Annotated in this window: 12 protein-coding genes; all 12 read left to right on the top strand. The window is 59.8% G+C overall.

Features of this window, described 5'->3' with window-relative positions; translation table 11 throughout:
* The first annotated feature begins 800 nt into the window (after positions 1 to 800).
* The 12 genes from Q7L05_RS10170 to Q7L05_RS10115 all read left to right on the top strand — a co-directional run bounded on the left by Q7L05_RS10170 (position 801) and on the right by Q7L05_RS10115 (position 11,386).
* On the top strand, positions 801 to 1,538 hold the full coding sequence (locus tag Q7L05_RS10170; RefSeq protein ID WP_303905716.1) for a heme ABC transporter permease: 738 nt from the start codon (positions 801 to 803) through the stop codon (positions 1,536 to 1,538).
* Entirely contained in the window at positions 1,538 to 1,696 is a 159-nt protein-coding gene (ccmD, locus tag Q7L05_RS10165; protein WP_303905713.1) for a heme exporter protein CcmD, read from the top strand. Before Q7L05_RS10170 ends, ccmD begins: the two co-directional genes overlap by 1 nt.
* A complete protein-coding gene (gene ccmE, locus Q7L05_RS10160; protein ID WP_303905710.1) occupies positions 1,693 to 2,151 on the top strand; it encodes a cytochrome c maturation protein CcmE in 459 nt (152 codons plus the stop codon). The genes ccmD and ccmE overlap by 4 nt, the downstream gene beginning before the upstream one ends.
* Positions 2,152 to 2,153: 2 nt before the next feature.
* Complete coding sequence (locus tag Q7L05_RS10155) at positions 2,154 to 4,118, top strand: heme lyase CcmF/NrfE family subunit (protein WP_303905706.1); 1,965 nt, start codon at positions 2,154 to 2,156, stop codon at positions 4,116 to 4,118.
* On the top strand, positions 4,115 to 4,669 hold the full coding sequence (locus Q7L05_RS10150) for a DsbE family thiol:disulfide interchange protein (protein ID WP_303905703.1): 555 nt from the start codon (positions 4,115 to 4,117) through the stop codon (positions 4,667 to 4,669). The genes Q7L05_RS10155 and Q7L05_RS10150 overlap by 4 nt, the downstream gene beginning before the upstream one ends.
* The gene (locus Q7L05_RS10145) at positions 4,666 to 5,148 is read left to right on the top strand and encodes a cytochrome c-type biogenesis protein (RefSeq protein WP_303905700.1); all 483 of its coding nucleotides are present in this window, start codon (positions 4,666 to 4,668) and stop codon (positions 5,146 to 5,148) included. The genes Q7L05_RS10150 and Q7L05_RS10145 overlap by 4 nt, the downstream gene beginning before the upstream one ends.
* Positions 5,145 to 6,353 carry a c-type cytochrome biogenesis protein CcmI gene (gene ccmI, locus Q7L05_RS10140; protein ID WP_303905697.1) on the top strand — a complete coding sequence of 403 codons (1,209 nt, stop codon included), beginning with the start codon at positions 5,145 to 5,147 and terminating at the stop codon, positions 6,351 to 6,353. The genes Q7L05_RS10145 and ccmI overlap by 4 nt, the downstream gene beginning before the upstream one ends.
* A gap of 386 nt (positions 6,354 to 6,739) precedes the next feature.
* Positions 6,740 to 7,141 (top strand): DUF4398 domain-containing protein, encoded by a 402-nt coding sequence (locus Q7L05_RS10135; RefSeq protein ID WP_303905695.1) that lies wholly within the window; start codon positions 6,740 to 6,742, stop codon positions 7,139 to 7,141.
* On the top strand, positions 7,138 to 7,899 hold the full coding sequence (locus Q7L05_RS10130; RefSeq protein ID WP_303905692.1) for an OmpA family protein: 762 nt from the start codon (positions 7,138 to 7,140) through the stop codon (positions 7,897 to 7,899). Before Q7L05_RS10135 ends, Q7L05_RS10130 begins: the two co-directional genes overlap by 4 nt.
* Before the next feature lie 160 nt (positions 7,900 to 8,059).
* Positions 8,060 to 9,703 carry an HD family phosphohydrolase gene (locus tag Q7L05_RS10125; protein WP_303905689.1) on the top strand — a complete coding sequence of 548 codons (1,644 nt, stop codon included), beginning with the start codon at positions 8,060 to 8,062 and terminating at the stop codon, positions 9,701 to 9,703.
* Between the two features lie 126 nt (positions 9,704 to 9,829).
* Positions 9,830 to 10,351, top strand: a complete 522-nt coding sequence (locus tag Q7L05_RS10120) for an OmpA family protein (RefSeq protein ID WP_303905686.1) — start codon at positions 9,830 to 9,832, stop codon at positions 10,349 to 10,351.
* A 288-nt stretch (positions 10,352 to 10,639) separates the two neighbouring features.
* Positions 10,640 to 11,386 carry a Crp/Fnr family transcriptional regulator gene (locus Q7L05_RS10115; protein WP_303905683.1) on the top strand — a complete coding sequence of 249 codons (747 nt, stop codon included), beginning with the start codon at positions 10,640 to 10,642 and terminating at the stop codon, positions 11,384 to 11,386.
* Positions 11,387 to 11,492: the final 106 nt, after the last annotated feature.

The raw sequence follows: 11,492 nt of genomic DNA, 5'->3' as shown, positions 1-11,492 counted from the left end.
TGGGGTGGCTGTAGGGTGCATTCTTGATAGGCCTCGGTCTTTTGATAGCGCCGATCAATTTACAGATTGCGCCCACCATGGTTGGGGCACATTCAAATGCACCGTTTCGGCCACTATCGGAGCCGGCGCATTTGGGAAGTGCCTCCACACCGGTTGGTGCATCGGATAACCCGGCGGCTTTGTGGAAATGGGGGTGGCGTATCGAGAATGCGCCCTACGTCAAACTGGTTCGCCGATGATCGGAGCCGGCGCATTTGGGAGGTGCCTCCACACCGGTTGGTGCATCGGATAACCCGGCGGCTTTGTGGAAATGGGGGTGGCGTATCGAGAATGCGCCCTACGTCAAACCGGTTCGCAGATGATCGGAGTCGGCGCATTCGGGAAGTGCCTACACGGGGTACGAAGCATTCCGCAAGGTCATTGCTTTGTGGGAACGGGGTGGCTGTAGGGTGCATTCTTGATAGGCCTCGGTCTTTTGATAGTGCCGATCAATTTACAGATTGCACCCACCATGGTTGGGGCACATTCAAATGCACCGTTCGGTGGTGGTCGGAGTCGGCGCATTTGGGATGTGCCCCACACGGGGTGGGGAGTTTTCCGCGAGGTCATCGGCTTTGCGGGAATGGGGTGGCCTGTCAGAATGCGCCCTACGTAGCACCATTGCCGGCGCCAAAGGCGGTACCGGATACTGCGGCATTTGAATTGAGGTTCTGGCAACCACTGAATACAGAGGGTCTCAATCCAATGAACTCTCTGCCTCTTCAGTGGCTCATAAACCATAAGCTGAACGACATCTGACTATGTGGAACTGGATACATCGGCTTGCATCGCCGAAGCGTTTTTACCACTTTGCGGGCAGCGCCTCGCGCTGGTTCGGCATAGCCGCGTTGCTGTTCGGCCTGCCGGGTCTTTATCTGGCGCTATTCAACTCACCCCCCGACTACCAGCAGGGGGAGAGCGTGCGCATCATGTACGTGCACGTACCGGCCGCCTGGCTGTCGATGTTCGTCTACGTCAACATGGCGGCGGCGGCCACGGTGGGGATGGTCTGGCGTATCAAGGTCGCCTCGGCGGTGGCCCATGCCAGCGCGCCCATCGGGGCCTGGTTCACCTTCCTGGCCTTGGTCACCGGCTCTCTCTGGGGCAAGCCCATGTGGGGCACCTGGTGGATCTGGGATGCGCGTCTCACCTCCGAGCTGATCCTGCTGTTCCTCTATCTGGGATACATCGCGCTCCAGAACGCCATCGAGGATCGCGATACTGCGGCTCGTGCCACGGCGGTGCTGGCGCTGGTGGGGGTGGTGAACATCCCTATCATTCATTACTCGGTCGAATGGTGGAATACGCTGCACCAGGGCGCCACCGTTACCAAGCTGGACAGGCCCTCCATTCACTGGAGCATGCTGGTGCCACTGTTGATGATGGCGATCTCCTTCACCGCCCTGTACGCGGCGGTGGTATTGCGTCGGGTCCGCTGCGAAATCCTCGATCGGGAACAACGCAGTGGCTGGGTTCGGGAACTCGCGGGAAAAAGCTGATGTCTAACATGTTTTCCATGGGGGGATATGCGTTCTACGTGTGGTCGTCGTTCGCACTTGCCTTCGTAATCGTGGTGTGGAATGTTTGGGTGCCGTTGCGCTGTGAACAGCGTTTGCTGGAGCGTATTCGGCGGCAGAATCAGCGGAGAAAGGTATGAACCCCATTCGGAAAAACCGGCTGATCCTTGCGGGTGTTATTGTGGTCGGTGTCGGCATCGCTGCAGCACTGGCGCTGGTTGCCCTCAGTGAGAATATCAATCTCTTCTACAGCCCCTCCCAGGTAGTGGCCGGCGAAGCACCCCGCGACCACACCTTCCGGCTGGGTGGGCTGGTAGAAGAGGGTAGCGTATCCCGGGACCCGGACAGCCTGGTAGTCCAGTTCGGCGTGACCGACGGTGCGGAGTCCATGATTATTTATCATCGCGGTATCCTTCCTGATCTGTTCCGTGAAGGGCAGGGCATTGTTGCCCAGGGACGTATCGGTGATGACGGACGCTTCATGGCGGACGAAGTACTTGCCAAGCACGATGAAAACTACATGCCCCCGGAAGTGGAACACGCCTTGGAAACCGCACGTAGCCTCGGGGTTACCGACCAGAAGACGGAGCGCTGATTATGGTTCCGGAGCTGGGACATTTTGCACTGATTCTCGCCCTTGTGCTCGCCATGGTACAAGGCGTTGTACCTCTGGCCGGAGCCGCCACCGGCCGCACTCACTGGATGGCGGTGGCGCGCCCGGCGGCGTGGGGCCAATTCTTTTTTCTCGCTCTTGCCTACGCCGGCCTGACCTACGCCTTTGTCACGAATGATTTCTCCGTCACCTATGCCGCTCAGAACTCCAATTCCCAGTTGCCGCTGATCTATCGTATTTCGGCAGTGTGGGGCGGGCATGAAGGTTCGCTGCTGCTGTGGGTGGCGATGATGGGTCTGTGGACGGTGGCGGTCGGGCTGTTCAGCCGCCGGCTGCCCGTCGCGATGGTCGCGCGCGTCATAGGAGTGATGGGGTTGGTGAGCAGCGGCTTCCTGCTGTTCATGCTCCTGACCTCCAATCCGTTCGATCGCATCTGGCCGGCTCCGATGGATGGCCGTGACCTCAATCCGCTGCTGCAGGACCCGGGGCTGGTGATCCATCCGCCTATGCTTTACATGGGCTATGTGGGTTTCTCCGTCGCTTTTGCGTTCGCCGTCGCGGCACTGCTCGGCGGCAGGCTGGACGCGGCCTGGGCCCGCTGGTCGCGGCCCTGGACCACGATCGCGTGGGCCTTTCTGACTCTGGGCATCGCCCTCGGCAGCTGGTGGGCCTATTACGAGCTCGGCTGGGGTGGCTGGTGGTTCTGGGATCCGGTTGAGAATGCCTCATTCATTCCCTGGCTGGTGGGCATCGCGCTGATGCATTCGCTGGCCGTGTCGGAGAAGCGGGGCGCCTTCAAAAGCTGGACCGTCCTGCTGGCGATCTTCGCCTTCGCCCTGAGCCTGTTGGGGACTTTCCTGGTGCGTTCCGGGGTGCTGACGTCGGTGCACGCCTTTGCCAACGACCCGGCCCGCGGGGTCTTCATCCTCATGCTGCTCGGAGCGGTGGTGGGCGGTTCCCTGCTCATCTACGCCCTGCGTGCGCCGGCGGTGAAAAGTACCGGTCGTTTTTCCCTCTTCTCCCGCGAGACGCTGCTGCTGGGCAACAATGTGTTGCTGGCGGTAGCCGCGGGAACCATTCTGCTGGGGACGCTCTATCCGCTGGTCCTGGATTCCCTGGGAGTCGGCAAGATTTCGGTGGGACCGCCGTACTTCAACGCGGTATTCGTGCCGCTGATGATCCCGCTAATCTTCGCCATGGGCATCGGCCCGCTGACCCGCTGGAAGCGGGACCGGGTCAACCGGCTGCTGCCGGTCCTTTCGGTGGTGCTGATCGTGTCGGCCATACTGGGGGCGCTGCTTCCCTGGTGGCTTTACGGCGAAGTGCCGGCCATGGCGGCAGTGGGAGCGGCGCTGTCGTTCTGGGTGCTGTTGACTGTGCTTCTTGATGTTCACCACCGCACGCGTAATGCCGAATCGACCGTTGCGGGCCTGCGAAAGCTGACACTCAGTTTCTGGGGGATGAACCTGGCTCACCTCGGGGTGGCCGCCGCGGTGCTCGGCGTCACCTTCTCCACCTACTTCGGGGAGGAGCGGGATTTGCGTATGGCCCCGGGAGACAGCGTCGAGGTAGCAGGCCTGGCCTTCAACTTCGAAGGCGTCGACCAGCGCAGGGGTCCGAACTACGTGGCCAATACCGGCGTGGTTCGGGTGACTGATGGTGACCGCCAGGTGGCCCTGATGGAGACTGAAAAACGTGTCTATAACGTCCAGGGGATGCCGATGACCGAAGCGGGCATCGATGCCGGTCTGACCCGTGATCTCTATGTGGCGATGGGTGAGCAACTGGACGATAGCGGCGCCTGGGCGCTGCGGATCTACCACAAGCCATTCGTTCGCTGGATCTGGCTAGGTGGGTTGCTGATGGCGCTGGGCGGTCTGCTGGCTGCGTCGGATCGGCGCTACCGGCTGGGGCGGCATGGAATCTCGGAGCGGGGAGAAAACGCATGAAGACGCGCTTTTTGGCGCCGCTGATGATCTTCGGCGCCATGGTGGGGCTGTTCTATTTTGCCCTGATGCAGATTGGGCAGGGCGACTACAACCCGCGTGATATCCCTTCACCGCTGATCAATCAGGCTGCGCCGGCATTCGACCTGCCTGCGGTCACCAGTGACGGATCGGTGTCCAGCGCGGTGTTCGCACAACACCAGGTCAGTCTGTTCAATGTCTGGGCGAGCTGGTGCGTGGCCTGTCGCCAGGAGCACCCCTTTTTGATGGACCTGGCCCGTCGCGGCGAGGTGCCCATCTACGGCCTCAATTACAAGGATGAGCGTGCCGATGCCATCCAGTGGTTGAATCGTCACGGCGATCCCTATGTCACCAGTGGTTTCGACCTCCGGGGTGATGTGGGTATCGATTGGGGTGTTTACGGCGTACCCGAGACCTTTGTCATCGACGGCAACGGGATGGTTCGCTACAAACACGTTGGGCCGCTGGGCCCCGAGTCGTGGGAAAAGAAAATGAAGCCGGTAATCGATCGACTGAAGGCGGAAAGTTCATGAAACAGTGGCTGACGGCACTCGCACTGCTCGTTTGGCTGCCCCTGGCGGGAGCCGCGATCGATGCGCGCCCCTTTGAGGACCCTGAACAGGAAAACCGTTACCGGCAATTGACCGAGGAGCTGCGGTGCACGGTCTGCCAGAATCAGAACCTGGCCGACTCCAATGCCGAGCTGGCAGTCGACCTACGGCGCAAGGTCTATGAAATGGTCCAGGAGGGGCAGAGCGACGACCAAATCACCAACTACATGGTGGCTCGCTACGGCGACTTCGTGCTCTATCGGCCACCAATGGAGCCGGCTACCTATCTCCTGTGGTTCGGCCCGGCACTTCTACTTCTCATCGGCAGTATCTCGCTGGTCGTCTTTATTCGCCGGCGCATGGCTGTCAGCGTTGCCGACAGTGATGAGCTGAGCAGCGACGAGAGGCAGCGCCTGGAGCATCTCGTGGGAGCAGATAGCAAAAAAGGAGGCCAACGATGATGCTGTTTGCCGTGCTGGTGGTACTGATGCTGGCGGTGGCGCTCGCCATCGTTCTCTGGCCCCTGTTTGCAAAATCCCGGACCCGCGGAGCCCAACGTGATGACCTCAATGTGGCTCTTTACAAGGATCGTTCATCAGAGCTGGAGCTGGAGCGCGATGATGGCACTCTGTCGGATGCCGAATTCGAACAGGCCCTCAGCGAACTGCAGCGCGACCTGCTCGTCAACGTCGACCCCGAATCCGAAACCGCACAGCGGGACACGACCGGTGGCAGCTGGCTGCCCTGGGTAGTGGCGCTGCTGGTACCGGTGACCGCGCTTGCCTTTTACCTGCCGCTGGGTTCGACCGACCTGATCGGTGCCAAGCCCCCGACAGCGCAGCAGGCCCGGTCCGGCGCGATGGATCTCGAACGGGCCGTTACAGAACTTCGGCAGCACCTGAAGGAAAACCCGGACAATCTCGATTCCTGGGAGATGCTGGGCCGGACGCTGAACGCCATGGGCCGGTACGAGGAGGCCGCCGACACCTATAGGCAAGCCATCCAGGCGGTCGGCGAAGAGAATTCGCTGCTACTGGGCCGCGCCCAGGCGCTGGCGCTCGCCGCCGGAAACCGGATGTCCGGTGAACCCATCCAACTGGTAAGGCGCGTGCTGGGTCGTGACGCTTCCCATCCCGAGGCACTGTGGCTGAGCGGCATGTATGCCTTCGAGCAGGGGGACTTTCCGAAGGCCATCGAGCGCTGGCAGGAGGTCAAGGCGCAGCTGGGCGAACAGGGTGAACTGGGTAGCACAGTGGACTCCGCAATCGCCGAAGCCCGTGCGCGCATCGAGGGCAAACCCTCGGCCAGCGCCGGCGAACCCGCTCCAGCCTCAACGACAGAGCTGCAGATTGAAGTCGCCATTGTCCCCGAACTCGCCGATCGCATTGAGCCGGATGACGTTGTGTTCGTCTTTGCCCGTGAACCCGGTTCTCGCATGCCGGTGGCAGCGGAACGACGCAAAGCCGGCGAGCTTCCGTTGAGCATCACCCTGAACGACGATGCCTCCATGGCCAACCGGCCCCTGGGCAGTTTCCCGCAACTCGAGATCGTCGCCCGCATCAGCAAAAGCGGCTCCGTCAGCGCCAACCCCGGTGATATCGAAGGCGTCGTAACCACCGCCCCCGACAAACCGGTCACCCTCACCATAGACCGCGTCATCCGCTGATCCCGCCCAAAGCCGCGCCGGCGCATGATGAATGTGCCAGCCGGTTTTGCGGTGCATTCTCCAAATGCACCATTGGGCGGTTGATGCTCCTCCGACATTCCAAAATGCCCCATCAATGACCGACCACCCCGTAGGGTGCATTCTTCAAATGCACCGTTTCGGTGATGGTCGGAGCCGGCGCATTTGGGTGTGCCCCCGGCGATGATTGGTGGGCTCTGAAAATTCGTCAGCTTTATGAAAGGAAGTGGCCCCTCAGAATGCGCCCTACATCCCGGGGTGCATTTGCACTCCTCTCTGCACTGCAGGCATTGCAATTTCGGGGCTTTGAGCTAATCCCTGTTTCATAAGGTAAGAAAAAACCAAACTTCAGCCTGGAGGAACGGCTCATGTCAGGGAAAATGGCACGCACCGCCACTGCGGTCGCTGCGGGTCTGTTATTGACTGCCTGCGCGTCCACTCCGATTCCACCCCCTACCAATGCGATCGGCGATGCCGAACAAGCCCTCAACCAGGCTCAACAGGCGCAGGCCAGCCAATTGGCTGCGTTCGAATTCACCAAGGCCCAGCGAAAGCTGAACCAGGCCAGGGAATTGGCCCGATCCGACTCCGCAACCGAGCGCCTGAACGCCCTTCGTCTTGCCGAACAATCTGCGGTTGATGCCCGGCTCGCCGAGGCCCGGGCACGCCTGGCCGACACTAAAAACACTCATGAACAACTGCAGGAGACGGTGGAGGGCCTGCGGCAGGAGACCGGTCTTTCCAATGGCAATGGCGGGGAAACGCAATGAAACCTATCAGCCGAAGCTTGCTAATCGCTCCTCTGGCACTCCTGTTGGTCGCTTGTGCCACCAGTCCTACAGAGGATTCAGCCCTGCAGGATGCGCTTGAACGTCATAGCCAGCTCTCCAGCAACCGGCAGGTCCAGTCCACGGCGCCGGACGCCCTGTTCGATGCCCAGCAGGCACTGGCACGCGCAGCCCAGGTCGAAGACGGGGCGTCCCGCGATCACCAGCTCTACCTCGCCGAACAGCACATGAACATCGCCGAAACCACCGCCAGGCGTAAACAGCTGGAGCGCAATATTCAGGCGATGGCCAAGCAGACCGATGAACTGAGGCTACGGGCCCGTGAACGGGAACTGGAGGCGGCAAAATCCGAGCTGGCGGCCCTGAAGGCCGAACAGACCGCGAGGGGTCTGCTGGTGACTTTGAACGACGTCTTCTTCGATACCGACCAGGCTAGCCTCAATCCGGGAGCCGCATCGAAGATGGAGCAATTGGCGGAGTTCATGCGCAAACACCCCGGTCAGCGCGTCATCGTCGAGGGGCATACCGATAGTCGGGGGCCGGAGGAGTACAACCAACGTCTATCCGAGCGTCGTGCTGAAGCGGTACGGGATGCCCTGGAGCGCAGGGGCGTTGACGTGGGCCGGATCACGACACGCGGCTACGGCGAAACTCGCCCCATTGCCAGCAACCGGACCTCGGGCGGTCGCCAGCTGAATCGGCGCGTAGAGATTGTATTCCCGGAGTACCGCGAATCCTGATCTTCGGCAGCCGGCGAACCGACCCCTCGGGGTCGGGTTTTGCTGTACGGGTCTTTGAATTCACAAAATGAGCATCACTTCACATCTCGATTGATTGCCAATTCCTCGACAAGCCACGGACGAATAGGATGTAAATTCCTTTCTTTTCCCCGGTTCAGTGATGTCGCGGTCGGATGATGAACTTGCTCACGGGCGGCCCTGTCCGGTCGAACACCTGACGGAAGTCGGAATTGCACTCTCTTCAGAAAGGGATACGGCACGCCTTCTCGAGATGATTGTGCTCGGCGCCAAGGCCCTGACCGGGGCCGACGGCGGGACGTTGTACGTGGTGCGGGATAAAGTCCTTTACATGGAGATCGTCCGAAGTGATTCCCTCGACTACGCCATGGGTGGAACCACAGGACGTACGGTGCCTTTCCCGGCCATTCCCCTGACTCATGCAAACGGTCAGCCCAATCATCAGCACGTGGTCAGCCACGCCGTACTGGCGAACCGTACCGTCAACATACGGGATGCCTATATGGCCGAGGGTTTCGATTTTCTGGGAACCCGGGAATTCGACGCCCGAACCGGCTATCGCTCCCAATCGTTTCTGGTCGTTCCCATGACCAATCACGAAGAGGAGGTGATCGGTGTACTGCAGTTGCTGAATGCCATCGAGCCTCGTACCGGCCGGGTCGTTCCCTTCAGTGCTGATGCCGAACGCCTTGCCCAAACCTTCGCATCACAGGCTGCCATGGCGTTGACCAACCGCCGGCTGATTGGCGAATTGCGAACGCTTTTTGACTCCCTGATCCAGCTCATCGCTGTCGGGATCGATGCCAAATCACCGCATACCGCCGGGCACTGCCGACGGGTACCTGTCATCACCATGATGTTTGCCGATGCGGTTCACCATGCCCGTAAGGGACCCTTTGCCGATTTTCGTCTGACCGATAAAAACCGCTACGCCCTCGAGGTCGCCGCCTGGCTGCACGACTGTGGAAAGATCACCACTCCGGAACACCTGCTCAACAAAAGCAGGAAACTGGAGACGGTCTGTGACCGCATGGAAACCATCGATGCTCGTTTCGAGATCCTGCGGCGGGACCTCGAACTGAAATTGCTGCGCGGGCAACTGGAGCGATTGCGCACAGGCGATTCGAGGCCGGCCGGGAAGCTGGAAGAGCAATACCGTGATGAACTGGAAACACTCGATTCCGAAGAAGCCTTACTGCGGACCTGCAATCGAGGGAACGAGTCCATGTCCGAGTCCGCCCGCGGACGGATACGGCGGATTGCCGAACGGACCTGGACGGACCACGACGGCCAAACCCGCTTTCTCCTTACCTCTGAGGAGGTGGAGACACTCTGTATCGTGCGTGGAACCTTGACCGAAGAAGAGAAAGAGGCCGTCAACGCTCACGTAACGGCCACCCTCTACCTGTTAAAAGGCCTGCAGTTCCCCAAAGAGCTGCGCAACGTGCCCGAATATGCCGGCGGACATCATGAGCGAGTCGATGGCACCGGTTATCCGCTAGGTCTGAAGGGTGAAGAAATGTCCGTAGAGGCACGCATCATGGCCATTGCCGACATCTTCGAAGCGCTTAGTGCCCAGGACCGTCCCTACCGAACCCGCAAGAAACTCTCCGAGTGCCTCGATATCCTCGGGACCATGAGCCAGGAGGGTCACATCGATCCCGATCTTTTCGATATCTTCATGCGAGAGAGGGTCTACATCCGCTATTCTCGCGAGTACTTGAGCCCTGAACAGATCGATATCGACATCGAACCTCGGAGGCCTCCGGAGACACTGCTCGACTAACCGGATAATTGCATTTCTATCCACATCGACTATCGATGCAGTAACGACGGAGACGTGATCCCGCCACAAGTTACCGTGGCGAGGGCCCAATTTTGGGCGAACAACCTCGAGGAGTGACGGAGTTCCATGCGGATCGACAAGGATGTCATGATGATCGCCATGCTGGCATTGCTGCTGGCCGGCTGTACGGTCGACGAACCCGGCCAGACCGAAACGACGGATGCAAGCCGGATACCGCCACCACTGCTCCTTGCCTATCTGAAAGCGACCGAAACCCCCCGGGGAATCCGCATTCGCCTAAAAGAGACGCAATTCGATATCGGCGAGGCGGCGCTTCGGAAAACAAGCGCCATCGAGCTCGACCGGCTCGCCCGGGCGCTACAGTCCCACCCCGCTATGGACGTGGTGGTGGAGGGGCACACCGACAGCCGGGGCCACCAGGCCGACAACGTAAAACTTTCGGAGCAACGCGCCCGCTCTGTATCTGCTGCATTGATAGAGCGGGGGATCGCAGCGACCCGAATCAGCGTCAAAGGGCTCGGAGACAGTCTTCCTATTGCTTCCAACGAAACTGAATGGGGCCGAAGCCGCAACCGCCGGGTCGAAGTGCTTCTGGTCGATACGAGTCGTCCGCCTCAGCCCGATTAACTGCCGCGCCAAACCAACGACTCGCCCATATCATTTCCCCACGAATCCGTGGTTAAATTGCGCTGGTCGCTCAAGGCGAAAAAAAACGTGGACTGCGTCACGGACGGGGTATTCTTGAAGAGCTGAGTTCCTGCACCTTGTTATCGTTCCATTTCCGCTTTCGGCGTCGGGATGTGGATGGACCGACGGGAGGTGCCACTCTCAAGGGGGGGAGTGGAGCGTCCGCTGATACGACAACAAAATTGATGGGTTTGCCGACTTTCCGGTGACCAAAATCAATGCCAGGTCATGAGTGAATTGATTCAGCTGAATATTGCAGGACCCTGCCAGCATCGACCAATCAAACAACGCTGTGCCGAGTGCATACTTGATGCATCCGACTATTTCTCCGGACTCAGCATCGCGTCCAAACGTGCACTGCAGCCGTCGCTGCACTTTAGGCAATATGCTCGCCGCACCTCCCTTTACCGGGCCGATACGCCGGCTGAACAGCTCTTTGTTCTGATCAGCGGCGAGGTCAAGCTTTACAAATCGCTACCCAACGGGCGCCACCAGATCCATAAACTGGCGCAGATCCCCGGCGACCTCATCGCCTGCGAGGATCTCTATCTCGAACACTACACCAGCACCGCTGAGAGCATTACACCGATTGAGGTCTGCGTTCTGCACAAAAAAAACCTGCTTGGTTTGATGGAGCACCACAGGGAAATCAGCAATACCCTGATCCATTCAATGGCCCGCAACCTCAACGCCTACATCAACCACATCGCCAGCCTCGGCCAGAAGTCCGCGCTGGAACGAATCGCCTCCTACATCGTGTTCCTCCACGAAACCCATCGGGAGCGTAACCTTCACAGTGACGTGCTGGTCGAGTCGCTGACCCGTAGTGAGCTCGCCGACATGATCGGCGTCACCCAACGCACACTGATCCGCAGCCTCAAGGAGCTGGAGATGCGCAACATTATTTCCCTCGATAAAGCCGGCTTCATCATCCTCGACTTTTCCGCCCTCGAAGACCTCAGCGCCGGACAGTAACGCCCGGATTTCAGCCCACGTCGATCCCTCTGAGTGTCCGCTTCCAGGCACGCAGAGTTAAGTTAACTTGATGTTTATCAAGTGAAAAATGTCACTGACATATTTC

Source organism: Thiohalomonas denitrificans (assembly GCF_016841685.1).
GTDB lineage: Bacteria > Pseudomonadota > Gammaproteobacteria > Thiohalomonadales > Thiohalomonadaceae > Thiohalomonas > Thiohalomonas denitrificans_A.
The sequence above is the reverse complement of the archived record's forward strand: the minus strand, read 5'-3'. Positions and strand labels throughout refer to the sequence as shown.